General features: G+C 41.2%; 17 protein-coding genes. 5 read left to right on the top strand and 12 right to left on the bottom strand.

Going from position 1 to position 26,857, the window contains the following annotated elements:
• The first annotated feature begins 162 nt into the window (after nt 1-162).
• Together GW828_RS05825 and GW828_RS05820 are read left to right on the top strand one after the other, a co-directional pair.
• On the top strand, nt 163-2,325 hold the full coding sequence (locus GW828_RS05825; RefSeq protein ID WP_273057758.1) for a hypothetical protein: 2,163 nt from the start codon (nt 163-165) through the stop codon (nt 2,323-2,325).
• 11 nt (nt 2,326-2,336) lie between these two features.
• Nucleotides 2,337-2,648, top strand: coding sequence for an EscU/YscU/HrcU family type III secretion system export apparatus switch protein (locus GW828_RS05820; RefSeq protein ID WP_182698129.1), 312 nt, complete (start codon nt 2,337-2,339; stop codon nt 2,646-2,648).
• A 98-nt stretch (nt 2,649-2,746) separates the two neighbouring features.
• Here the strand turns inward: GW828_RS05820 and GW828_RS05815 are convergent, their stop codons facing one another.
• The 3 genes from GW828_RS05815 to GW828_RS05805 form a co-directional block, all read right to left on the bottom strand.
• Nucleotides 2,747-3,700: a diguanylate cyclase gene (locus tag GW828_RS05815; protein WP_273057757.1), complete on the bottom strand. Its 954-nt coding sequence runs from the start codon at nt 3,698-3,700 to the stop codon at nt 2,747-2,749.
• A 3-nt stretch (nt 3,701-3,703) separates the two neighbouring features.
• A complete protein-coding gene (locus GW828_RS05810; protein ID WP_273057756.1) occupies nt 3,704-8,590 on the bottom strand; it encodes a PAS domain S-box protein in 4,887 nt (1,628 codons plus the stop codon).
• Between the two features lie 369 nt (nt 8,591-8,959).
• A complete protein-coding gene (locus tag GW828_RS05805) occupies nt 8,960-10,027 on the bottom strand; it encodes an L-dopachrome tautomerase-related protein (RefSeq protein WP_273057755.1) in 1,068 nt (355 codons plus the stop codon).
• A 192-nt stretch (nt 10,028-10,219) separates the two neighbouring features.
• Here GW828_RS05805 and GW828_RS05800 point away from each other — a divergent pair, with 192 nt between their 5' ends.
• Nucleotides 10,220-10,801 (top strand): TetR/AcrR family transcriptional regulator, encoded by a 582-nt coding sequence (locus GW828_RS05800; RefSeq protein ID WP_273057754.1) that lies wholly within the window; start codon nt 10,220-10,222, stop codon nt 10,799-10,801.
• A gap of 120 nt (nt 10,802-10,921) precedes the next feature.
• On the opposite strand, the gene GW828_RS05795 is transcribed toward GW828_RS05800, so the two are convergent.
• Both GW828_RS05795 and GW828_RS05790 read right to left on the bottom strand, forming a co-directional pair.
• Complete coding sequence (locus GW828_RS05795; RefSeq protein ID WP_273057753.1) at nt 10,922-12,820, bottom strand: putative bifunctional diguanylate cyclase/phosphodiesterase; 1,899 nt, start codon at nt 12,818-12,820, stop codon at nt 10,922-10,924.
• Between the two features lie 11 nt (nt 12,821-12,831).
• Nucleotides 12,832-13,962 (bottom strand): FIST signal transduction protein, encoded by a 1,131-nt coding sequence (locus tag GW828_RS05790; protein ID WP_273057752.1) that lies wholly within the window; start codon nt 13,960-13,962, stop codon nt 12,832-12,834.
• Nucleotides 13,963-14,293: 331 nt separating this feature from the next.
• Here GW828_RS05790 and GW828_RS05785 point away from each other — a divergent pair, with 331 nt between their 5' ends.
• Nucleotides 14,294-15,340, top strand: coding sequence for a diguanylate cyclase (locus GW828_RS05785; RefSeq protein ID WP_273057751.1), 1,047 nt, complete (start codon nt 14,294-14,296; stop codon nt 15,338-15,340).
• 160 nt (nt 15,341-15,500) lie between these two features.
• On the opposite strand, the gene GW828_RS05780 is transcribed toward GW828_RS05785, so the two are convergent.
• Nucleotides 15,501-17,981, bottom strand: a complete 2,481-nt coding sequence (locus tag GW828_RS05780; RefSeq protein WP_273057750.1) for an alpha/beta hydrolase family protein — start codon at nt 17,979-17,981, stop codon at nt 15,501-15,503.
• Nucleotides 17,982-18,281: 300 nt separating this feature from the next.
• On the opposite strand from GW828_RS05780, the gene GW828_RS05775 reads away from it, so the two are divergent.
• On the top strand, nt 18,282-19,781 hold the full coding sequence (locus tag GW828_RS05775) for an MBL fold metallo-hydrolase RNA specificity domain-containing protein (protein WP_273057749.1): 1,500 nt from the start codon (nt 18,282-18,284) through the stop codon (nt 19,779-19,781).
• Nucleotides 19,782-20,304: 523 nt separating this feature from the next.
• On the opposite strand, the gene rfbC is transcribed toward GW828_RS05775, so the two are convergent.
• From rfbC to wecA (GW828_RS05745), 6 genes are all read right to left on the bottom strand, one after another.
• Nucleotides 20,305-20,853, bottom strand: coding sequence for a dTDP-4-dehydrorhamnose 3,5-epimerase (rfbC, locus tag GW828_RS05770; RefSeq protein WP_273057748.1), 549 nt, complete (start codon nt 20,851-20,853; stop codon nt 20,305-20,307).
• The gene (gene rfbD, locus GW828_RS05765) at nt 20,850-21,728 is read right to left on the bottom strand and encodes a dTDP-4-dehydrorhamnose reductase (RefSeq protein ID WP_273057747.1); all 879 of its coding nucleotides are present in this window, start codon (nt 21,726-21,728) and stop codon (nt 20,850-20,852) included. Before rfbD ends, rfbC begins: the two co-directional genes overlap by 4 nt.
• Before the next feature lie 205 nt (nt 21,729-21,933).
• Nucleotides 21,934-23,283 carry a phosphoglucosamine mutase gene (gene glmM / locus GW828_RS05760; RefSeq protein WP_273057746.1) on the bottom strand — a complete coding sequence of 450 codons (1,350 nt, stop codon included), beginning with the start codon at nt 23,281-23,283 and terminating at the stop codon, nt 21,934-21,936.
• 238 nt (nt 23,284-23,521) lie between these two features.
• The gene (gene galU, locus GW828_RS05755) at nt 23,522-24,409 is read right to left on the bottom strand and encodes a UTP--glucose-1-phosphate uridylyltransferase GalU (protein WP_273057745.1); all 888 of its coding nucleotides are present in this window, start codon (nt 24,407-24,409) and stop codon (nt 23,522-23,524) included.
• A gap of 51 nt (nt 24,410-24,460) precedes the next feature.
• A complete protein-coding gene (gene wecA, locus GW828_RS05750) occupies nt 24,461-25,534 on the bottom strand; it encodes a UDP-N-acetylglucosamine--undecaprenyl-phosphate N-acetylglucosaminephosphotransferase (RefSeq protein WP_273057744.1) in 1,074 nt (357 codons plus the stop codon).
• A 147-nt stretch (nt 25,535-25,681) separates the two neighbouring features.
• Complete coding sequence (gene wecA, locus GW828_RS05745) at nt 25,682-26,761, bottom strand: UDP-N-acetylglucosamine--undecaprenyl-phosphate N-acetylglucosaminephosphotransferase (protein WP_273057743.1); 1,080 nt, start codon at nt 26,759-26,761, stop codon at nt 25,682-25,684.
• Between the last annotated feature and the right edge of the window lie 96 nt (nt 26,762-26,857).

The following is a 26,857-nucleotide window of genomic DNA, read 5'->3' as shown; positions in this document are numbered from 1 at the left end:
TGGTCATAAAACCATAATGAGTTGCCCAATAAAGGTAACAGAGGGCTAAGGATACTGCGCCTTTTTACAATATCAATCAAAAAATTGTAAATGAAGCTGATATTGTTCACTAACAGATTGATTGATTTCGATAGATAAACATGATTGTTTGATAGGATTTCTATGGCTGTGCCAACAACGCTGACTCCAAAAGCGGTCAATAACGTCACATTTAAACCTGCTGATGCAAGTCAGTCATCGGTGGCAGAACGCAAGCCAACTCAAAGTAATAGTGATGCTGTACCCACAAAAACATCAAATGATAAATCGGTTTCATCTTCGTCGACTTCAGCACTTTCAAAATCAAATTTATCTTCGGTATTACTGCCTGTAAAAGTGTCGCAACCGCCAACAAGTGCACAACTCGATGTCACCATTGAAAATCAGCAGTATCAACTGAGTAAGACAGCTGAACTGCAAAAATTATTACAACAAACTGCACAAGTGGTCATCGCGAGCGACCAAGCCAAACTTGTAACTCGTGCCGTAGCCAGCGTTAATCAACCACAAGTGCAAGCCGAACTCATCAATAATTCCGTTGCACCAGTAACCCTTGTTCCTGGGTCTACAGTTTCAGCGCCCCCATTACCAACACAAACAGTCTCCACCCAGCTAATACTGTTGGCGCAAGCCATTCAGCTGGCACTACCGCAAGCCCTTGAAGCACTTGCAAAACAAAATGGCGTATCAACACAACAGTTGGCAACATTGGCGACAAGGCCTCAGGGCTATCCTCTGCCTACAGCAGTAATAGACCAAGGACAACTGACGTTTGCCAGTGGCACAAGCATTACATTAGCGCCAAATTCCGCGTTAAGTTCAGGGCAATATTTAGCCAAAGTCGTGCTACAAAATCAGCAACTGCAACTTGCACTAACGCCTGTAATAGCAGAACTCAGCGTTAATTTAACCAAACTGACCGCGCCTCAAATTACCGAGCCACTGCAAACGGCCAACATCATCATAACCAAAAATGAACCAGGGCAAATTCTTAGCCAGTTTCTAAAAAAACTCGAATCGACTCCGTTACCGACTAATATCACTGCGGCGAAAACAGATGCTAGTCAACCCAATGCCGCTCCTACAAAAACAGAAGGTAGTCAGCTCAATATCACTCCGGCAAAAACTGAAGCTAATCAACCTAATATCAATCCGGCAAAAACAGATGCTAGTCAACCCAATGTCGCTCCTGCAAAAACTGACGCTAATCAACTAAACATCAATACCAGTTCTAGCAACCTTAGCCTAAAAACAGCTCAAGATAGCAATACAGTAAAAACGACGGCAGCACTAACACAGCAACCCTTGTCGTCACAGACAAACCAAGAAGCTCAGCTAAGCAACACAACGGAACAAAGTATACTTAAAGCAAATCCTACGACGGTTAGTGCCAATCACGAGGCCACCAATAAGTTAACTAGCGACCCAGCCCCAATCGAGGTACTGAATAAAGCCTTATCAAAAGCAGGGGCAATGCCGATAAAGCAGCAGCTAACACAACAAGTGGCTAATAATCTCGCCAGTGAACTGTTCAAACATTTACCCCAAATCAGTCCACACCCATTAAGTGCATTAAGCGACCCTGCCTTACTGAGCAGCGAGCTATACAGTTTAGCAGCACTTAACCTAGCGAACCCTCAGATAAGTCACTCAAGCGGCTCACAGCCCTCGGCGCTGTTTTCCGGCAGTGCAATCACCACCCTATTCCAGCTATTACTCGGGGTAAAAACCAAATCCACCGGCGCTGCGATCAGCGACAAACTTCAAGCCCATCTGGCACAATTACAACAACGAACCTTAAGTAAACTCAGCGCCAATTCAGGTTTATTAGCAGCGCTGGATAAATTAGGCGGTGCAGACTCTTTAGCACAATTAGCCAGCAGTATTGCGCTGTACCAACACGCAAGTACTGACCCTAATCAAGCCATGACATGGTACTTTGCTTTGCCCTATTCTATTAATCAACGTGATGAGCAATTTGAGGGCAAATTCGAACAAGAAAATGATCAAGATAAAGACAAAAAAGCAGGCTGGAAGTTACAACTCAAATTTAACTTAGCACAAGGTTCATTATTAATTTGTGCTAATAAACAAGGCGATGTGCTGGATATTCAATTCAAAGGCAACAACCAAATGCTGCTCACAAAAGTAGAGCGCTTTAACCAAGCACTATCAGATAAAATCACTCAAATAGGCTTTACCCCAGGTAAGCTGACGACACAGCTAGCCCCAATTCCGGCGACCTTATTGCCAGGCGATCACTATTTAGTTAAAACAAGGGCATAACAGAGGGCACAATGACACAAGAACCGAAAAAAATACAACAGGCCGTTGCACTCAGTTTTGATGGTAAAAGTGCGCCCAAAATTACCGCTACGGGTAAGGATTTAGTTGCCGAAGAGATAATTTTGATTGCTAAAGAAGCAGGGATCCATATCCACCAGGACCCACATTTGAGTGAATTCTTACAACTTCTGGAACTAGGCGACGAAGTGCCTAAAGAACTGTACCTATTAATTGCAGAGTTAATCGCATTTGTTTATATGCTAGATGGAAAATTTCCTGAGCAATGGAATAATCTGCATCAAAAAATTGTCGCTCAAGTGTAAAGTATTTTCTCGCTACTAAGCCACAATACCGCTCAGTACTAAGCCACACGCTATCACCTCTAACAGCTTATATTTAACCGCTTAGTATCTAAAAAGTCCTACTCACCCAAAGTCACTTGTATTTGGCTACCTAATACTCTGTTTCTGCCACGGTCCTTGGCTATATACAATTGTTTATCAGCTTCTTCAATCAGGGTTGTACTCGACATATCATACTCAGGCACGACGCTTGAAACGCCAGCACTAATGGTCACGAAAGCAGATATGGGTGAGTTTATATGGGGTATTTTCAAGGACACAATACTATCGACAATTTGCTGAGCCACATAAGTCCCGCCAATTAAATCGGTATTAGGTAAAATACAAATAAACTCTTCACCACCAAAACGTGCCACGAGATCATAAGGACGATTTACTGTGTCGTGTATCTTCTGCGCCACTAAACGTAAACACACATCTCCCTCGGTATGACCATAGGTATCATTAAAGTGCTTAAAGAAATCGATATCCAATAAAATAACGGTTAATGGCTGTTTTTCACGCGCACATTGCGACCAGCTTACCGGTAAAACTTGCTCAAACTGACGTCGATTGGCCACCCCCGTTAATCCATCGATTAACGCTATAGTGCGCAATAAATCGGTGTTTAATTTCAATCTAATCTGATTTTTAATTCGTGCTTTGGTAATAACGGGGTTAATGGGTTTATGAATAAAATCAACCGCCCCTAACTGAAAGCCCCTAACTTCTTTATCTTCATCAAAATGACCAGAGACAAAAATAACCGCCACCTCTTGTGTGTCGGGATCATTTTTTAAATGCGCACACACATCGAAGCCATTTAATATTGGCATTTCAATATCTAACAACACAAGGTCCGGGTTGACTTTTTTACACATCTCAATGGCTTGATTACCATCACGAGCCATATAAATGTCGTAATCATCTTGTAAGAGTTGATGCAATATCTTGATATTGACAACCTGATCATCAACTAACAGTATTTTACCTCTAACAGGCTCTGCGCCAGAAATATACTTATCTATGAACAAGTATCACTCCTTCAATATCGATTTTAATGTATCGACTGCATCCAAAAACTCAAGTTGACTGACTTGAGTTTTCAACCTTAACCACTGTTCATTAGGCACACCACTGCTAAGCAGCTGCTCAAGATAGTCTATGACATCTAGATTTTGCTCTACTAACAACGCCATCAAACGATCTATCTTATCCAAATTTACGATTGCTGTGGGGAAAAATCCCACTTTATCAACAATAGCAACGGTTGATTCTGCGCTTTCATCAGGAAAATACGAATCCAGCATACGAATACTATCGTCTATATGATCTTGCATTTCTGTTAAACAAGTCTCTGAATCAATGACTACTTTTTTATTTAAGTCGCTATTTGAATCAGCGGTCGCATTGTTTATATTTTTTTCTAGCGTGGCAGCAAAATCAGCCAGTCGCTTAGCGCCCATATTACTTGCAGTACCTTTAATCGTATGAGCAATACGGCTAATAGCCCCGCCATCTTGCTGTGCAAACGCTTGAGTCAGTAACAATGATTGTTGTTTCATTTCGGTGGCAAAATGATGTTTAACATCAATAAAAAATGCCAGTTCACCGCCAAAACGACGCAAAATAGACTCAGGGTTTTCTATAATCAAATCATCATCGCTATCATTAACCACGTCAGGCAAGCTCGCATCAAGATTATTTGCAGTTAAACGATATTGAGTAACATCGGCTTTATTTATCAACTTAAGCATACAAGGTATTAAAAGCGTCATGTCAATTGGCTTACCAATATGATCGTCCATCCCCGCAGCCAGGCACAATGTTTTATCAGCAATAGATGCATTAGCCGTCATGGCTAAAATCGATAACTCATTAAACCGACCATCAGCACGAATAAGACGCGTGGCTTCAAGTCCATCCATAACAGGCATCTGCATGTCCATAATCACAATATCAAATTGATTATTTGACTGAGTAACCCACTTTACACCCTCGGTACCGTCTTTGGCCAATGTAACAATGGCACCTTGTAGTCGCAATAACTCATCAATCACTTGGCGGTTAAGAGCATTATCTTCAACCACTAATACCTTGATACCATTTAAGGCCAAACTGTTAATTTTTTTAGTTTGAGGTACGTTATCTACCTCATTAATCGCTTGATAAACAGCCTCAAGCATTAAATTGGCGGTGACAGGTTTGGTCAGCATACTGACAAAAGGTTGTTGACTGTAATGCTTAGTTTGCTCCATCACCTCAGCACCATAGGCGGTTAACATAATAATGGCTGGCGCAGTTGCTGGGGGAAACATAGCTTGGATACGATTGGCAGTTTCTAAGCCGTTACCTCCTGGCATATACCAATCCATAATAATCACATCGTAATGGTTATTGGCAGAGATGCTTTTTTCAATAAGCTTAATCGCCTCATGGCTATTGTGCGCTTCATTAACATCAGCGCCGTGGGCGGTTAAGTTTTTTTCTACAAGCTTACGGCTCATCTTACTGTCATCAACAACCAGAATATGCTTACCCTGTAAATCGATAACAATATCACTATTTTCTAATTCAATGATATTAAAGCTTAAATCAAACCAAAAACGACTGCCCTCACCAAGATGACTGGTTAATGATAATTCTCCGCCCATTAAATTAACTAGACGTTTAGTAATCGCTAATCCTAATCCTGTACCACCAAATCGTCTTGACGTTGATGACTCCGCTTGCACAAAACCTTGGAAAATCTTAGTTTCTTGCTCTTTACTAATACCAATACCGGTATCAGTAACAGAGATGGTTAAGTTGACTTGATTTACGTCAATAGTATTGCAACGCACACCGACGATGACATGGCCTTCTGCCGTAAATTTAATCGCATTACCCGCCAGATTTAACAGCACTTGGCGTAAACGAAGCTCATCGCCCTCAATAAGATAGGGAATACTTGGGTCTAAATCAAAAATCACTTCAACATTTTGGTTATGCAGGTTGGTGGCTAGCATAACCGCTAATTCACGCATGACGGTTTCAAGTTCAAATGAGTGCAAATCAAGATCTAACTTACCGGCATCAATTTTTGAAAAATCTAAAATATCATTTAACAATCCCAATAAAGATTTGGCAGCAATCTCAGCCTTGCTAACATAATCAGCCTGTTGGCGAGTCATCTCAGAATGCTGAATAAGTTGAAGCATACCTAACACTGCATTCATTGGGGTACGTATTTCATGACTCATATTGGCTAAGAAGGCAGACTTAGCCGCATTAGCCGCATCAGCAGCCTGTTTGGCTAAGCGTAACGTTTGCTCTAATTCGCGTTGCTCGGTAATGTCACGATTAATCCCAACAATGCGCACTGCTGCGCCTGATTTATCGAAACTAATTTGTCCTCCGGCCTGAACATAACGAACCTGACCCGAGCTGCTAATAACTCTAAACAAGGGGTTATAAGGAGTATTAAAAGTAATCGATTCCTGTAAGGCCTTTTCAGCCATTTCAATGTCATCAGGATGAAGTCTGTTACGCCAATGCTGATAATTTACCCCTTGGTCTCTGATGTCTAATGAATAGTCATAAATACTAAACATACGATCATTCCACTGTAGCTCATTGGTTTGTATGTCAAAGCTCCAGATCCCTAACTCTGCCACTTCAGCTGCTTTGGCTAATTGATAGCTAGCAGATAACAACTCTTCTTGTTGCTTCAACATAGTATCAATATTGACCGCAACGCCTAAATAGCCAATAATTTCACCGCGATTATCACGCATAGCTGATACCGACAATGAGACTTGGCATTGAGAGCCATCTTTACGAATATAGGTCCAGGTACGCGTTTCAGGCCCTTTGACTCTTGGCTTGTAAGTAAACACATCAAAAGCACTGATGTCTTCACCAAACTCTTCCGTTAATTCGACACTGCGCTGGCTAACTTCATCAGCAAGATGCAGTATTGCAGGGCTTTGCTTACCAACAACCTCTTCAGCCTGATATCCTAACAATAATTCTGCACCACGATTAAACATGCTAATCATACCGTCATTATCCGTTGAAATAATGGCAATTTCTGATGCAGCAGCAAGCACATTTGTGAGTAAAGAACTAAGAGTATCTTTTTCTAATTGAGTGTTTTTACGTTCAGTAATATCAATTCTCAACGCCAAACAGCGCTCAAGCTCACCCTTATCATCCATTATTGGCGCAATAACAGTATCAAACCATTTAGCGTTACCTTGGCTATCATGATTACAAACTTCATCATGCCAAGTCTGACCTGCATGAATGGTTTGCCACATTTTTTTCCAAAATGCGTCGTCATGTTGATTCGATTTTACAATTGAATGTTTGTGACCAATCATCTGCTCTCGAGTCAAACCAGATATCGAACAAAAATAATCATTTACTGCTAAAATAGTGCCATTTTTATCGGTTTCAGAATAAAGTAACTGCTGATTAATGTTATCAAGTAGGGTCTTATTTTCTGACAGAGCTTGTTGTAACGCGTGGGTTCGCTCAGTTACTTTTCGTTCAAGGCTGGCATTAATGCTTAAAATTTGCTTTTCAGCATGCTGTTGTATCGTGATGTCTCTAATGGTCTGACTGACACCAATAATTTTGCCGAACTCATTGTAAATAGCCAAAGAGGTCATCGATGTAGACAATAGCTGATTGTCTTTGCGTTTATGTTGGCTGGTAAAATTTAACAATGATTTGCCGTTCAATACCTGATTAAATTTTTCAATTTCAGCGGCATAATCATCACTAGGAACAATAAATGAGGTTTTTTTAAGGCCTACGACTTCCTGCTTTTCATAACCAAAAATGGTTACCGCGCCCTCATTCCAACTGGTGATAACCCCATCACAATCTAAACTAATAATCGCATCTAGCGAATGTTCTAAAATGTTAGCCCGTCTTTCATTGTCTTCCAAAATAAGGCGTTTACGTCCTAACGCAAAGCTGTAAAAGCCAATCAGGCCCCCCAACAATAAACTGACAATTACACCGTAAGTAAAAACAATATTAGGCGAAGTTAAATGTAACCCACTGACAAATTCAGGGTAAGCCACTAAAGATATTTGCCATTTACGGCCAAATATCTCACGATCGACGACAACAGAAAAAGACGATAACGGGCTCGCATCATCAATATGGGTCTCATAAAACATGACATTTTTTTGATTATCAGTCACATCATTAATCAATATCTTGGTCGTTTTGCGAGATAAATTAATTTGGTCAAACACTTCATTGGCCACTAATGGCGCATAACTCCAACCATAAGCATTTTGCTCCCTCAACTCGGCAGTTGCTGGTATAAAACCTGTGCGGTAGATAGGCATCAAAATAAGAAAGGCTTGTAACGGATGGCCTGTAGCTTGTACTAAGGTGATAGGGCCAGTTAAGCGTACTTCACCAGTTAAATACGCTTGTTGGGCGGCATTTTTACGGTTTGGCTCAGAGGCAATATCTAAACCGATCGCCGCAAGGTTGCGCTCAACGGGTTCGATATAATCAATCAAATAACGTTCATCATTATGAGGGGTTAACTGACGAACACTGTAATCGGGCCAGTCATCAAGTTTCGCTTTGACGACAAAAGAAGCCTCATCAGCTGCGGGCACACGTCGGATATAACCAAAGCCTCGCGCCCCTGGAAACTCAGTTTCAATATCACGAGTTAAGCTGTATTTTCTAAAGATTTTACGAGAAATTCTGTCTTCGCCTGAAGTCGCAACAGCGCCTCGAGCACCTCGCAAACCATATTGATACAATACAATACGATCAATAATCGTATTAGCAACTTGCTCTGACAGTTCATCAAGTGCTTTAGTAATGATAGTACTATTTTGATTCTTAACGCTAACAGCAGTCACAAAACTAATGGTTAATCCGAAAGCAAATATTCCAATACCCAATTTAAGCGCATTTTTATAACTAGATAGTCTGACCATTTTATTATTAGTTAAGAGTCACAGAGCTTAACTTTGGACGATAAACGAGTTTTTTACAACTAGACATTGAAATATATCGTGTTTTGAAATTTGATGACTAATCTAGACCTCTATGCGAATAGTGCGCTGCGCTTCTAGGGCGGACTACGTCCTGCTAGGGACAGCTGCGCTGTTAAGACGTTATAGAACCGAGTCAGCTAGAATCTAGTCATCTAGGCTTTGCTTTTATAGCATCTAGCAGCGTAGCGCTCTAGTCATCTAGGCTTTTGCTTTTATAGCATCTAGCAGCGTAGCACTCTCGTCATCTAGGTTCTAATTCCAAGTTATCAAGCTTTAACGCCCAACTGTAGTATCAGTTAACGCATCAAATTGAATGATATAGTAGCGACCATCACTTTTGTCTTGCTGGTTATTCACCGCAGGAGACTGATGTAATTTATTCACAGTGACTAACAACTTACCATCGGCCGTAGTTGAAAAGCCATCAGACCAACTGAACTTGTCATCATCTTGATGCAAGATATGATATTGACGCTCGGTGTCGATATACCCCACAGCATTATTGCCTATGTCGGTGACATAAATATTGCCGCCATTATCAATGGTGATCCCGTCGCTAATAGGCTTATTGGCATAGAACTCAACTTTACTGCGCAACATATTAGGCGACAATTTGGCATCAAGCAGATATTGAGTGTGTACCCGATATAACTTTTCACCACTTAAGGCACCAAAGTAAACCCACTCATTAGCTGGGTCTATGGTTAATGCATCAACTCCAATGCGGATCGGTTGACCGCCAATAGACAAGGTGTTGCCATTAATCACAGTATCAACATCTTCTGGGCGGGTATAAATACTGCCATCGAGCACTCGTTTTGCTGAGCCTGTCGTTAAGTTAACCACGATTAATCCTGCATTACTGCCACCAGCGGGATCTGTGATGTATACCGCTTCATGCTTTCTATCTACCGCAAGATCATTTAAAAATGAGTTTTCAGGCAATACAGGAGCCTTTAAAGTAATCATTTTGTATAAGCTGTTTTGTTGAATATCCCAACCAATAAGTCGGCCAACCCCTTCAGCAGACGCCGTTTCGAGCATCCATAAAATCCCCTGTTCATCAACGACTACACCCAAAACAGGATTAAGATGCTGATTAAACTCAGTATCAGGATAATCGACTATCGAACCGTCTTTGTTAAGCTCCACTATTCTCGAATCTACACCGTAAAAGTGATGATTACTCATAAACACCCGGCCATTAGCTGATACTGCTACATTGCCGGGTGGATGTTGCTTATCTAACTCACGAAAAACTGAAAATTCGCCTGCGCGAGTAGTGAATGTGATAACACTAAGCAGTGCCAACAATGACACAACAAAGACTTGCCTTAACATAATTAGGATTCCTTAAAGGGCAGATTGATACCGTCATCATGTAACGGACTTAAGCTAGCCAAGATAATCTGCATAAACTCTTTTCTGAACAAACATTCAAGATAGACATTTTCCACTGAAGACACAAGCAGTTTTTGAACAATCATTCAAGTAGTGATATTATCAACCAAGAAATGGTTGAGGAACGATGTCATGGCTAAGAAAAATTTTGCAAGAGAAGACGTATTAGACAAGGTGATTACCTTGTTTTGGCAAAATGGCTATGCCGCAACAAGTATTCAGCAAATAACCAAAGCCACCGGATTAAAGCCCGGCAGCTTATATTATGAATTTGAGAGTAAAGAAGGTTTATTCCAAGCTGCGCTAGCGCGTTATGCCACCTTTTCCGTTGAAGCGATACACTTATCGATGGCCAATGCCAGCAGCGTAAACAACGCAATTAAGCAGATGTTAAATACTCTAATTGAACAATCAAAGTCATGTGATTATTGTGGCTGTTTTTTGATAAAAACCCAGCTAGAGCTGGCATCACAAGGGAATCAACTTTATCAATTTGCCAGCGCCCAACTGACTAAAATTGAACATATTTACCTTGATTACCTCTGTGAAAATTATCCCCAGATACAAGCAAAAGCCTACGCGGCCCAGTTAATGACGGTAATATTTGGCATTCGTATTTATGGTTACCAAGCCGAATCTGCCACAACTCAAATCAACACTATTAGCGCCCTGCTGCCGTGGTTAGCAACGCTATCCGAAGACGATAATAGCTAATAATAAGCAGTGAAAATGACCCGCAAATATACTCAACAGCAACCACGCTTAAGTGCTGAGTGGTTGCGCGTTGAGATTGTGTAGGTAATCAACCTAATTCGTAATAGCTTACTGTCACTTTTAAGCATCAACAGAAGCATGATTGGCAAGATATATGGATGCGATAGCGTCGGGTAACATTGGCTTGTACAGATAAAACCCCTGAGCTAAATCGCATTTATAGGTCTTAATGTAATCCAGCATAAACTGGCCCTCTACCCCTTCTGCAATAACTTTTAAACCAAGATTATGACCAATATCGATAATGGTCTTGGCAATGGCTGCCGATGAACTGCTGCTCTCAACGTATTGTAAAAAAGCTTTATCAATTTTCAGATAATGCAACGGTAAAAACTGTAGGTAACTAAATGATGAATAACCTTTACCGAAATCATCAAGCGCGAAAGTAATGCCATACTGATTAAGCCTAAGCATAATGTCTTTGACATTGAATTTATCTTCCATAAAAATCGATTCCGTTAATTCAATAATCAGATATTTACCTTCTAATTGATGATGATTTAAGCAATCAATGAGGTGTGCAATGAGCGCTTCATTTTGAAACTCAATACAGCTTAAATTAATGGAAATAGCTAACTCAGTGATACCTGCATCTCGCCACTTTGCTAACTGTAAACAGGCTTTAGAAATCACCACACAACCAATATCAATAATTAACCCAGTTTGCTCTGCGATTGTAATAAACACATCGGGTGGTACAACAGTGCCATCTTGCTGCGTCCAGCGACATAGTGCCTCAACACTTACAATCTTCATTGTGCGTAAATCAACTTTAGGTTGATACACTAAATGCAGGGCATTATCTTCAATGGCCTTACGCAGCTCTTGCTCAATAGCAAGTTGGGTTAAAGCTTCTTTCTCAAGCGCCTGACTGTAAAAATGGAAGCTATTTTTACCTAATGACTTTGACTCATACATGGCTAAATCCGCCTTGCGGATCAGCGCGTTTGCATTGTCATCATCATTAGGAAACAGTGATATGCCGATACTCGATGTCACAACGAACTGACGCGAACCGATAGTAAAAGGCTGTTTAATCAGTGCTAACAAGTCTTGGCAGACCTGTTTTATGGTCATTTCAGACTCTATTTGTTCTAATACAATAATAAACTCATCACCGCCTTGGCGGGATAAAGTATCAAATTCTCGTAAGCGTGTTTGCAGTCGTCTTACCACTTCTTTCAACAATAAATCACCAGCGTCATGACCTTCTGTATCATTAATCTTTTTAAAGTCATCTAAATCTAAAAATAACACCGCAAGCTTTTTATGTTCTCTTTTACTGGTGGCAATTGAATGACTAATTCTGTCCAATAACAGTGCACGATTTGGCAACCCGGTAAGCGAATCATGAAAAGCATGATATTCAATTGTCGCCTCATACTGCTTTTGCGTTGTCACATCGCGAAAGCACCACACTCGACCATAAATTTGATCGTCTTGAATTTGTGGGAGAGACCTAAAGTCAAAGAAGCGTTTATCGAGTAACTCAATGGTGCCACTTAAGTATTGAAATGGGTCTTGGTTGAGATTATCAATAATCGACAACATATGATTTTTATCTTTGATAATGCCAAGAAAATCCTCCCAATGTGACTCTAATGTAAAACCGAGTTCGTCAATAAAATCCTGCCCCATAGTATTAAATGACATCAGCTCGCCATTTAATCCATAGACAAATAAAATTTCACCGGTGGAATTAACGGTAGCATTTAATAAACCAATAGAATGTTCAAGTTTGTCTTGAACCTGTTTCATCATGGCTAGCTGGTCTTTTAAGGTTTGGTTACGATCGTTTAACTCATTGGAAATAAGGTATAAAGAACGCTCTAACATTTTTACGCTTTGATCATGTTGCGTATAAGCATCGGATATAGAATTCAAAAGAGCGTCATTTTCTGAAATAAATAACTCATCTTTTTGGTTACGCTTAAGCTGACGAACTAGCAGTTTATGCATTGTTAATATCACTATTTCTCAGAAAGTAACGTCACAGCCATGGTCTGATTATGTAAACCACACCGACCAATAGATTGAATAGGCGATATTTCACCATACGAGTAAAAGCCTGAAATAGCGCATTTTGCTGGTAAGCCTTCTTTAATAATTTCTAATTCCTCTTCAACATGCTGCCCTAAAACTAATCTGCGACCGACACAACTGATTAATATGGCTAATTCTGGCGGCGTTCCTTTAAAACACGCTCCAGCTTGATCTGCCGCAAGTTGAGCACCATCGAGTAAGTCTTCGTAGTTAGAATGCATTAACTGGCAGGTCGCACCTTCGGGCATGTTACCAGCGAACAACATACTTTTTTGTAATTCATCAATTGATAATATGGTCCGAACTACATGTTCTTGCTCACCGTGTTGTTGTAACGCCAACGGGTATAACAAAGCAGATGCAGGTAAATCACTGGCAAACTCACCTAAAAATTCTTTATACAAATCTAATGCTGGTCGACCATCAAGTTCATAAAGTACATTATTTGTCGATTTAGTGATCAGGCGCTTAGGCCCAAATGGACGCCACCCGCCTAAACTGCCACAACCAACAGATAACCGTTCACCATACAGTCCAACCAGCACAATCAGGCCACTTTCTATGCGTTTATTGTGCCATACCGTGGTTTGGCTAAAACGCTCACCATCGCCAGCTAAGCCACCCGTTGCCATGACGCCTTGAGGCAAGTATTGCTGTAAACCATCAACCAGTTCAGAACCATTCACTAAATGGCCATCAGAAATAACTAAAACATGTTTGAGTCCTTCAAGAGGTAATTGGCTTACCAACTGCTTTGCCAATTCAGCGCAATGCGCAAATTGATTTATCGAATGGCTGACGACGTGCACTTGGGTGTGCTCAAAATCAATCGCAGTAACACATATACTGTTGTCGTACAGACAATCATCTTGGATTTCACCACTAGTGCTGCAGCCAACTATCTGTGCATTTGGGAAAGCGCTTGATAGCTCATCATTGAGCTTATTGTCTAACATGAGCTCAGGCGAACCAAAGGCCAATACCAGAGTTGTGTCAGCATTATGCGGCAAAGGAGTAACCCAGTGACTATCTTGATATACCGTTTGAAAAGTGTGCATTTAGTTGTCCCTCACTAAAAGGTTATCTCATATGTTGTAATTGAAATATTACCGCAAGCAATAATGATAAAGAATGGCTGAAGAGAATATTCAATGAGCATGATATTAGAGGAAACCTAGTTAATTATCATGTTTTTATCCGTATGACCACACAATATAAATACACCTTAATTAACAATTAAGGTACACTTTAATTACAAGGTGTCTTAAGATAAATAACCCGTTAGCGCAATCCAAATGCATACCCATTGATCATAACCTTGTATTGTTTCAGCATCCCCAAAATGCTTTGCGATGGAACTGATAATTCAATGAGATTAAGGATTAACAATTGCTTGCATCCATCAATGATCAAAGTAAAAGTAACGGTAACCTACTGCATGCTAGGGTGATTAAGTTATTTTCATTGGTAGGAGCCTCGATCACAGGCGTTATGTGCTTACTTAGCTTATTGGGTAACAACAACACCTTAACCCTCATCCTCCTTGTTGCCTGTAGCACCTATCTAATCGCCTTGTTTTCGTTAAAAAAATTCAATATTAAAGTCAGTGCGATTATCATCATTTACTCACTGTATTTATTAATGTTCTACTTAGTCTTTAGTGGCGGGGTCGCACAAACGGGTCCTTTATGGATTTTTATTGTGGCACCCGTTTCAGTTTATGTTTTAGGCTTTCGTTTAGGCTTAATTAACCTGGCTATATTTCTCTGCATCGTCTGCATCATCATGTTTTTACCGCAGCATCTTGTTGCACATGAAGCTTATACCCCAGAATTTAAACTTCGCCTGATACTGTCATTTTTAACCATGACATTTTTATCTGCATTATACGAATATTCAAGCATGCAGTTTTACCGCAATGTGCTCGAATTAAGCGCAAAATACCAACAATTAGCCATGAGCGACCCGCTGACAAAACTCGCTAACAGACGCAATGCATCTGCGGTATTGCAGCAAGAAAAAGCACGTATTGATCGTAATCATGAACCGCTTTCAGTATTGCTGTGCGATCTCGACCATTTTAAAAGCGTCAACGACAAATACGGCCATAACGCAGGTGACATGGTGCTAATGGAATTGGCTAAAGTATTTACGGACAATGTCAGGCAACAGGACTGCATTGCCCGTTGGGGCGGTGAAGAATTTCTGGTGATATTGCCACAAACATCGGCAGAGCAAGCAGGCATCATCGCTGAAAAAATTCGCCTCAGTGTGCAAAACCACACAATCCACTTTCTCAAACATCAAATCCAGGTCACCATCAGTATCGGCATATCTCAGCTCAGTGAAAATGAAACTATCGATGAACTGATCAACAATGCTGATAAGTGCCTCTATCGAGCGAAAACGCTAGGAAGAAATAGAGTCCATCCGTAACATGATAGCAATATAGCATCTAGGGTGTGACAGGCATCAATCTGAATATCTTACTTGCGCAGTGAATTACCCCGCGACTTCGCTTCACTCTGATCATGAGGCGTTCTCGACAAATCAGATAAAAATAGCCCCGCAATGCGAGGCTATTTTACACTTACTTTTACTGTTGCTCTTTTGTCTCTGGGTAAAGACTATTCCACCACTCAGGTTCATCTTTTAGCTTTAAGTCAAACCAGGCCATAGTAGTATTCCACCAGTCAAAACGTGCCTGGCGCGTATTGATGTGATGGTCTTGGCCATTAAACTCAACTAACTCAACCTCTTTGCCTAATAGTTTAAGTGCAGTGTACATATAATGGCTTTCACCCACTGGCACGTTAGTATCGGCATTGCCATGGATCAGCAATAGCGGCGTGGTGATCTTGTCGGCATGGTATAACGGACTGTGCTCAACGTAGAGCTCAGGGTTATTCCACGGAAAACTACCGCGGCTGGCAACACCAGAATAGCCATAACCCCACCAGCCATGTCCCCAATAAGATGATAAATTACTGATCCCAGCATGCGACATTGACGCGGCAAAAATATCCGTTTTGGTGGCTAAATATAGAGTCATAAAGCCACCGTACGATGCGCCCATATTCCCCACTCGTTTAGGGTCGACATAGCTATGCGCCTTTAAAAACGCTTTAGTGCCTTCAATAATGTCATCTGCGCTGTATTTGCCCCATGCATTCACATGACGGCCGCTGAATGCTTGACCATAACCGGTGGCCCCATTAGGTTGCAGCACATACACCACATACCCTTCGGCCGCCCATAAATTAAATGGCCAACGCCCAGTAAAGTGGCGACCCACGGGAGAAGTCCCGCCATAGTAGTACACTAATGCAGGGTATTTTTTACTGGCATCAAAGTCTGCGGGTAAATACACTCGCCCATCAATATTGTGACCATGCTGATTAGTGAAATCAAAATCTTCAATCTCGCCCAAACGGGTATTGGCATAGTTTAGCTGTTGACTATCAAACAACATCTGTTTGCGACTTGAGTTCAAGGTCATTTTATAGGCTTTTTGTGGCACGGTAGCAGAAGTGCCAGCAACAACTATGGTTGGGCTTGATTGTTCAATGGCGACACTAAAGCTGTCGACCATATCAACGCCACTATCTATTTTAGTAAAACGGCGGTTACTTTTATCAAATAGATACAGAGGTGCGCGATCGCCTTCAGTTACCGTCAATATCAGATCATCATTTTCAAGCTTAGTCATACTGCCAATCGCAGGATCAAAGTCTTTACTTAACGCACTGACATTACCGTTAGCATCACGCCAATATAATTGCCCATCATAATCATTCACTTCAATGCTGGGATCTTGTATTCCTGTGCCGTCCATAAAACGCGGCCCAGCAGTGATATACATACCATCATCGGCATATAAGGCACCGTTAAAGCTTCGGTATTCACCTATCACAGTTTCTGTTAAGTCATTTAAGCTCAACTCTATCAGCTGTGTTAATGAATGCGCAGGCTCAGAATAATCAACCGGAGATCGCGTCAGTAGCACAGTATTCTTATCAAGATTACTGTCAACTAAGTCTGTGCTGGTTGGGTTATCGGTTAACTGGCGAATAAAACCGGAAGCCACATCTAATTGATATATTTGGCTATTATCACGCCAATAACTCCAGCGGTCTTCTAATGCACGAAAACGTTTTGAGGTCGCTTTCTCATCGGCCTTAAACGGTTTTTGCCAACTAAATAACAGGCTGTCAGCGTACCACTGCAAACCCGACACATTATCAACATCAGTGGCGGCAACATTAATGGTTAAATCTGCCACATTGAGTAATTGAATTTGTTTATTAGCCACAAAGGCTAACTGTTTACTGTCGTTCGACCATACTGCGCTGCTTGGGCGATTATCTTGCCAGCGATACATCACACTGTTGTCCGATAATTTGCGTAACTCGGTCACTTGAATAGCCGAGTCACCCTGGCTAGCTTGATATTCAATGGTCGATTGCAGTAAGTACTTACCATTTGGGGATAAGGTTAAGCCACTGATAACTTTTGAGTCGAACAATTGCTGCGCAGACACCCGCTGTGATTTTTGGGCCGAAAAGTCGAGGGTATCAACCTCACTTTTTCCCTGCCAATCAAGGCTAAATGACGCATCTTGCGTTTGGCCATCAGCCAACACCAGCAGCTGATAGTCAGCATTAGCCAGCTCAAGTTCGACTTTATCAGCAGATTTAAGCAACTGCCCATTCAAATACACTTGCGGATTTTCAAGCCCTTTAACAGTTAACGTGCCTTGGGTAAATCGCTGAGTCGATAACGGCAGCTTATAGGCTAACCAACCTTCCCCTTCAATCTTTGCTGAGGCTGCTTGCCAAGTGAGTTGTTGATTAAATATTTGAACCGTTTTTGCCTGGGTTTGTCCAGACTTAGCAACTAAGCTAGCTACCAGGTTAGCTCGTAGCGCATCTGCATGAGCACTTTTTGATAATGGCGTTGCCGACGATTGGTTAACTGGGCCTAAGCGTTGAATGTATTTGGCATCTATATCTGCCCCGTGAGCCATGCCAGATAGAGCAATGGCTAAACTGGTTAATACCAGAGTAAAAGCTTTCATGAAGAGTCCTTGTTATCGTTTCCATTGTTAATTGTTAGTATTTTTATTTGCCACAGTGTGACAAAAATGGCTAATAAATGCATCTAGTTTTGCACCCGCTATCTAGCATCTAAGCAGACAAAAGACCTAACATCTAAACAGTCAGTAGCCCTAGCGTCTAAGGCCAGCATTACTGCTATTTAGAAAGTGGACTGAGCTTGTCGTCGCCTAAGGTACTCGCTTCATAGACAACCTGCAGCTAGCAAAATAACGGATCGGCTGCTAAGTTAACAATGACTCACTAAGCATTAAAGGACTAACATGCAGATCATTCACCACGGAGCGGTAAACGGCGTAACAGGATCATGTCACCAACTGGATGTGAATCACCACAGCAAGCATATCAGCAGCTATCTTATCGATTGTGGTTTATTTCAAGGGGCAGAAACCGCCGGGCAAAGTTCAGCAGAACAGCTACAAATCACTTTCGATATCAACAATATCAAAGCGCTGATTATTACTCATTGCCATATCGACCACGTCGGGCGTATTCCTTACTTACTCGCAGCAGGCTTTAACCAACCGATTTATGCCACAACGGCAACGGCAGCATTATTACCTTTGGTCATAGAAGATGCTTTAAAAGTCGGCGTCACTCGCGATACCACACTTATACAAGCTTGTATTAATAGACTCAACAAACTGCTTGTTGCAGTAGATTACGGTCAGTGGATAACACTACCAATAAACCATGAGATATCATCACCTTCAAGATCGACGTCAACAACCGCAGTTACCAATACATTAGAAAACCCACCAAGGTACACCAAAGCCAAACTTAAATTTAAGCCAGCAGGACATATACTCGGCTCAGCTTATGTGGAAATAGACTTAAGTGGCCCTAATGCCAACTCGACATCTAATGCTGAAACTAGTGCTAAGACAAGCCATAGAGTGGTGTTTTCCGGTGACTTAGGCGCTAGCTATGCACCTTTACTTGCGAGCCCCAAAAGCCCATACAGAGCAGATACCTTAGTGATTGAATCGACCTATGGAGATAAAAATCATCAAGGCCGTAAAGATCGTAGCAAGCAGCTTAAAAACATTATTGAAAAAACCGTAAAAGATAATGGCGTAGTGCTCATTCCCGCCTTCAGCATCGGCAGAACTCAAGAGTTACTCTACGAATTTGAACACATCATTTATCGCAATAAAAACAACCCAATATGGCAAGACATCGACATTATCGTCGACTCACCTATGGCGGCTAACTTTACCCAAAAGTATCGTCAATTCAAAATGCTATGGGATAACGAAGCCAAACGAAAACTGGCCCAAGGACGCCATCCACTCGACTTTAATCAACTAACGACTATCGACAGCCATCAAGACCATCTCGCGGTGATCAATTATTTAGATTCAGTCAATAAACCCGCCATTATTATCGCCGCATCAGGCATGTGCACAGGAGGACGGATCAGCAACTACCTCGCCCGCTTTTTATCAAAACCAACCACAGATGTTCTGTTTGTTGGCTATCAAGCTAAAGGCACCACAGGCAGAGATATACAAACCTACGGCCCACAAGGCGGATACGTTTATATCAACGAACTAAAAATTAATATTAAAGCCACTATTCACACTATCAGTGGTTACTCCGCCCACGCCGACCAACACAACCTCATCAACTTCGTCAAACGCATGCACCACAAACCCAGCCACATCAGAATCGTCCACGGCGACGAAGAAGCCAAACAGGCACTAGCTCAGGAATATAGAAAACTCATACCCACGGCAGATATTGTTATCGGTAAGGAATAATAAAGCCTAGAGCGCTGCTAGATGCGACAAAATCTTAGCAACAGCCTAGAGCGCTGCGCTGCTAGTACGCTACGCGGCTAGATTCTATAAAAGCAAATCGCACAACGAATCTGTCCCTAGCAGGACGAAGTCCGTTCTAGAAGCGAAGCGCACTATCCGCATAGCGACCTAGAATCTTAGCAGCGAAGCGACACGAAAATAATGGAGAAAATATGAGGTTTGAAAAGGTTGATAATTGGCGCTTCGAAGATCAGATAACTCGTTCAGGCTTATCTGTTCCATGAAAATATTATCGGTAAAAGTACATAAGCAAGGGTTGAACGATGCTATGCATCAGAGGTAAGCCACATGGATAATGGATATAACGAAGAAGATATTAAAAAGCAGAGTAACGAAGCCAATATACAGTTGATATAAATAGCCTGAGGTTAGTTTGTCAAATTAGTGACTGAGTGAATAATCATGCTAATAACTCAGTTAACAGCTCTTTTAAACATGGTAAACCAATAAAGGCTGCTAAATGTTATAAACACTGTGCGTACTTGAGCAATATACTTTGATGTGCATCTCTATTTGATAATAAAGGTGGCTTATCTAACGGCCATTTAATGCCAATAGCGGGATCATTCCAGGCAATACTCACTTCAGATTCAGGGCAATAGTAATCAGTACATTTGTAAATAAATTCCGCCTGGTCACTTGTTACATAAAAACCATGCGCAAAACCTTCAGGGATCCACAATTGGCGTTTATTGGCGGCAGATAAATAAACACCGCTCCATTGACCAAAGGTAGGTGAGCCTTTACGAATATCCACACTCACATCAAACACTTCACCGCTCACGACACGTACCAGCTTTGCTTGAGTGTGTTTTGTTTGATAATGTAAACCGCGTAATATTCCCTTGTTTGACTTTGAATGGTTATCCTGAACAAAAATGGTAGGCTTGCCTGTCACGAGTTGTTCAAACTGTTGCTGACTCCAAGTCTCCATAAAAAAACCACGATCATCACCAAACACTGTTGGCTCTATTATCTTCACATCTGGAATTTTTGTAGGAATGACTTTCATCGTGAATACTCTTCAATTCTGACTAACGCTGCTTGCCAATCACTTTGAACGATACCAAATTCTTGCTTAATTTTATGACAATTTAAGCAAGAATTTGCCGGGCGCTTTGCGGGGGTTGGGTAATCTGGAGTTGTTATTGGGTTAACTTGAATTGATTGTTTCAATACACCTTGCGCTAACCCAAGTTCGAATATCTTTTCAGCAAAAGCATGCCAGCTTACATAAGGAAAACCGGAATAATGATATAGCCCATAAGCTTGATTACCATCAGCCAGCTGTTTCGTGATAATGATAATCGCGTTGGCAATATCCCCAGCATAGGTTGGGCTGCCAAACTGATCAGCTACAACATCTAAGGTATCTGTGGTTTTAGTAAGGAGCAGCATGGTGTTGACAAAATTATGGCCTTGCTCAGCAAATGCCCACCCGGTCCTTAGTATAATATGCCGCGAACAAGCTCGTTCAACGGCTTGTTCACCAGCGAGTTTACTACGACCATATTCACTTTGAGGTTCGGTGTTATCTGTCTCAACATAAGCTGCAAGACTATCGCCAGCAAAAACATAATCGGTCGAAATATGAATAATAGTGGCATTGATATTATTCGCGGCAACGGCAAGGTTATAGGGTCCATCACGATTAACTGCATAAGCCAACTCGCGCTCTTGTTCGGCTTTATCAACCGCAGTATAGGCAGCAGCATTGACAATGATATTCGGAATGAACTCAGCAACAACCTTATTGATGTTAATAGGGTCTGTAATATCAAGCTGGTCACGATCTAATGCCAACAAGGTGATATCTGACATAGTGCTAAGTTGCTCAACTAAGCACCTCCCAATTTGGCCATTTTTACCTGTGACCAATATTTTCATGCTTAAGCCTCGTTAATTAAACGATTTAAATATTGACCATAACGATTATTCATTATCATTCTCTTTATAGGTAAAAGTATTTATATATTAAAAATTTGACCTTAACTAACCAAGTATTACGGTTAAACATAGCAATGAGATAAATTCAGGTTCGCCACGTTTAGACAGTGGCGAACAAGCTAGTCTTAAGGTCATTACCTAAACGTTATGCCCGAACGGCTTTAGCTATGTGGTCTGCTTGTGCTTGTGACATTTCAGGGTCGATTGATTCAACCATTACGCGGATTAGCGGTTCAGTACCTGATTTGCGTAATAACACACGACCTTTATCACCTAGAACAGCTTCGGCTTCTATTACAGCTTGCTTTACTGCTGCTGATGCTAGGATTTCATTAGCGTTGTTAGCGGTTAGGCGAACATTAAGCAGTACTTGAGGTAACTTTTTCATACCCGATACTATCTCAGCTAATGACTGTTCAGATTGTAATACCGCTTGTAGTACCAATAACGATGCAACCACAGCATCACCAGTTGATGCATGATCGAGATGAAGAATGTGTCCAGAACCTTCACCACCAATGCGCCATCCCGTAGAATTTAATTGCTCAACCACATAACGGTCACCCACTTTGGCGCGTTTAAACGGAATATCCATTTCTTTTAATGCAATCTCAAGACCAAGGTTAGACATTAATGTGCCGACGACACCGCCTGTCATTGTACCTTGCTGTTTGGCCGACTTAGCTAAAATATACAAAATTTGATCGCCGTCCACTACATGGCCATTATGGTCAACAAACATCACCCGGTCAGCGTCACCGTCCATCGCAATGCCTAAATCAGCTTCATGTACCATAACTGCTGTTTGTAAACTGTCTAGATGGGTCGCACCGCAATGATCATTAATATTGGTACCATTAGGTTTATCATTAATGCTAATCACCTCAGCACCTAACTCACGATATACATTGGGCGCAATATGATACGCCGCACCGTTAGCACTATCGACGACAATTTTAAGGCCTGCTAAGGTTAAATCTTTAGCAAATACGCCTTTGCAGAACTCAATGTAACGACCAGCAGCATCAGTAATACGACGGACTTTACCTAACAATTCAGATGAAACACATTCCATCGCATTGTGATTTAACGCCTGGTCAAGTAACGCTTCAATTTCAAGCTCTTGCTCGTCATTAAGCTTAGTGCCCGAATTCGAGAAAAACTTAATCCCATTATCATAAAAAGGATTATGTGACGCACTAATCACTACACCAGCATCGGCACGGAATGTAGAGGCTAAATAGGCAACAGCTGGCGTTGGCATAGGGCCAATTAATGCTACGTTCACACCCGCAGCAGATAAACCCGCCTCGATTGCAGACTCCAACATATAACCGCTGCTACGAGTATCTTTACCAATCAAGACTTCTTGAGTACCGGTTGAGGCTAATACTTTGCCAGCAGCCCAACCTAACTTCATAGCAAAATCAGGCGTAATAGGAAACGTCCCTACTTTTCCACGCACACCATCGGTGCCAAAATACTTACGAGACATAAAAACTCCAATATAAAAAAATGCGCATGCGCAGGTTCTAGGAACTCGCAAGCTCGCCTGAGGGCGGACTCTGTCCTTCTAGATTCTATCAGCGAAGCGTCCTAGCAGTGACGAAGTCACGCCCTAGAAGCCGCAGGCGCCCTATTTGTTAGCGCAGCGCTCTAGGCTTTTAGCCAATTCCTAAAAGCAAAAAACCAACTACACAAGAGTTGGTTTAAAAGCACATCATAATTAAGTGTTACAGTTCGAACAGAATTTTTTCAACACTTTTTTTGAAATCTGCGCCCAACTTAGCATCACGTAAGCCATATTCAACAAAAGCATTCATGTAACCTAATTTATCACCGCAATCATGTGACTTGCCGGTCATGTTAAAGGCTTCAACGGTATCTTGTTCAATCAGCATATCAATAGCGTCGGTTAACTGAATTTCATCACCTGCACCCGCTGGTGTTTTAGCAAGCAATCGCCAGATCTTTTCAGATAATACATACCGGCCAACAACCGCGAGATTAGACGGAGCGTCACCAACATCAGGTTTTTCAACCATCCTTTTGATTTTAGCTGAATCACCCGGTGTTATCTCAACACCATTACAATCGGCTATGCCGTATTTGTTAACGTCACATTCAGGTACAGGAGCCACCATAATCTGGCTAGCAAATGTCGCTTTGTAACGCGCTATCATTGCGGCTAGGTTTTCAGTTTTTTGATTAGCAGTGGATTCATCTAGCACAACATCAGGCAACACGACCGCAAAAGGGTTATTACCAATACAAGGGTAAGCACACAGTACCGCATGACCTAACCCTTTAGCTTCGCCTTGACGCACATGCATGATCGTCACGTCTTTAGGACAAATCGCTTGCACTTCTTCCAGTAGCTGACGTTTTACGCGTTTTTCTAAAGTAGATTCAAGCTCGTATGATTTATCAAAGTGGTTTTCAATCGCATTTTTACTGGCGTGAGTCACTAAGACAATTTCTTTCACACCGGCGGCAACACACTCATTAACAATGTACTGAATTAACGGTTTATCAACTAAAGGCAACATCTCTTTCGGAATGGCTTTGGTGGCAGGCAACATGCGAGTGCCTAGGCCTGCTACGGGAATAACTACTTTCATCTAAAACCCTTTAAATTCAGTATACTTGATAAAATAATTACAAGATTATAATCAATCATTACGCTTTAACCATGTAATAATTTGCCAGACATGAGCAAGAGCCCAATTGTAAGAAATAAATAATATAATAAACAGACTAAACATTATCGACTCTGGAACCTGATAAAACTCACCAGCCAAACCACATAATGCTAATAATAAAGATAACAGCGTAATTCTAACAAGCGTCTGTTTACGATTATAACCTGCACGCTCAAAGATATGATGTAGATGATCGCGATCAGCTTTAAAGGGAGAGAATCCTTTTCTAATCCTTCTGTACATAATAGCGACCATATCCATTAGTGGGATCGCTATCAGGTATAAAGCGGTTACTGGCGAGAAAACAACCTCATTCAGCACAGCTCCTTGGTGTACGTTATAAGATTGAGTCCCTAAGACTAATAACCACACTACAGTTAACCCTATCAACATACTGCCAGCATCGCCCATGAATATTTTTTGTACTGAATCAAAAGGCCAACGAAGGTTAAAAAATAAATAAGCGAGAATAGCGGCATCAAAGAGTAAAGGAAGTAAAAACCAATCATTGCCAGCACGATAAAATAATACTGAAAGAGAGGTAAACGTCACTAGGCTCAGCATCCCCGCAAGGCCATCGATTCCATCAACCATATTGAAAGCATTAATCGAGCCTATCACGGCAATAACAGTGACTAAAACTCCAACATAGCCCAGTTTAAACTCAAAAAAATAAAAAATATCGCCCAAAGTGGTCAGGTAAAATCCTGCACCAAAAATGAGTATTGATGCAACAATGACTTGTGCAACTAGCCGAAGCCGCACTGACAAATCATAACGATCGTCCAGAACACCAATGAAAAGGATCAATGATGACGAAATAAGATACAAATTGAGGGTTTGACTGCTTTTAATAAACAGTCCAGATGCGAGTAAAACACTGAAGAAAATCGCAATCCCACCTATTAGAGGGATGGCACCATCGTGGCATTTACGCTCATTAGGTACATCTAATAAGCCAACCTTAGCAGCGATAGGTTTGAATACTAAAATAGCAGCAAAACTAAATATAAAAGCCGTTATAAAAGGAACTAAATAATCCATCATCTCATCCTTAAGCACTTATAAAACTATATATTATAAAACTTAACATTGTAAAAATTCATTTAACGCGAGGTATTCTACCACTTTTGGCGATAGTTAACTGCTAGGTATTATAATTATGCTGACATAAATTAATAGCTAAATAACTCATTCGTGTGATGGCTGAGTAAACGTAAAGGTTTTATGCAGAAAAGCCGTTATCCGCCAAATGTTTGCAATAACAGAGAAATAAATAGCAAAAGTCACTAAAAATGAAAAAAACATAATCGACTCAGGCACATTATACAACTCTGACAAAATGCCCACGCCAGCCATAATCGATGCTAAAAGACAAATAACCAGTAATGACAGACTTGATGACAAACCAATACGCTGACAAATATGGTGTAGATGCTCTCGGTCTGGTTTAAAAGGCGATTGACCTTTCTTCAACCTTCTGGTCATGATGCAAACCATGTCCATCAGCGGTAATGCAATAAACCACAGCGCAGTTACAGGGCGAATAACCAGCACATTGCCACCTTGGCTAGCTTCAATCAGTAACCAAATAGCAGTAAAACCGATAAACATACTGCCAGCATCCCCCATGAACACCTTGAAACGGCGACCAAACGGAAAGCCTAAGTTCAGCATGATATAGGGGAGCATAGCACCAACGAACAATAAACAAAAAGTCGCTAATTCAATATTACCAGCAAGATAAAACATCAAACCAAGGGCAGAGAATGTCACTGAAGCAAGACCACCTAATAATCCATCAATACCATCAACCATATTAAAGGCATTGATTGCCCCTATTACCGCCAAAATGGTGACGATATAACTCATGTAAGTTGGAATGACTAAGGCCGAGTCACTGAACATAGCACCAAGATAATGCAAACTTTTATAACCTATCAAGATCATCGCAAGTGAAATACCCGCCTGCACCACTAAGCGTGATTTAAAACTTAAATCGTACCGATCATCTAACGCCCCCAAGACAATGAGCACAGTTGAACATGCAACATAAAGTAGCAAAGTGTTAGTGATAGGAAAAAGCACAAACAGGGCGATCATTAACGTGCAGTAAATTGAAATACCGCCAACGAGTGGGATCTGACCCACATGGTGTTTACGTTCATTGGGCTTATCGACCAATCCAAAGCGTTTAGCCAGTTTCCTGAAAACGAACAGACTGATAAAAGAAAGGCAGAAAACGAAAATGATTGAAGTGCTAGTGGACATATATCACTCTTGCTAATGGAGAATTGAGCACATAAAAAACAGATGATTGTGCTGACAATAAAAATATAACTCATGTTTGATTGAAAAAGGTGTAAT

Source organism: Shewanella vesiculosa (genome assembly GCF_009994065.1).
GTDB classification, from domain to species: Bacteria; Pseudomonadota; Gammaproteobacteria; order Enterobacterales; family Shewanellaceae; genus Shewanella; species Shewanella vesiculosa.
This window is presented reverse-complemented; position numbering and strand designations above follow the sequence as displayed.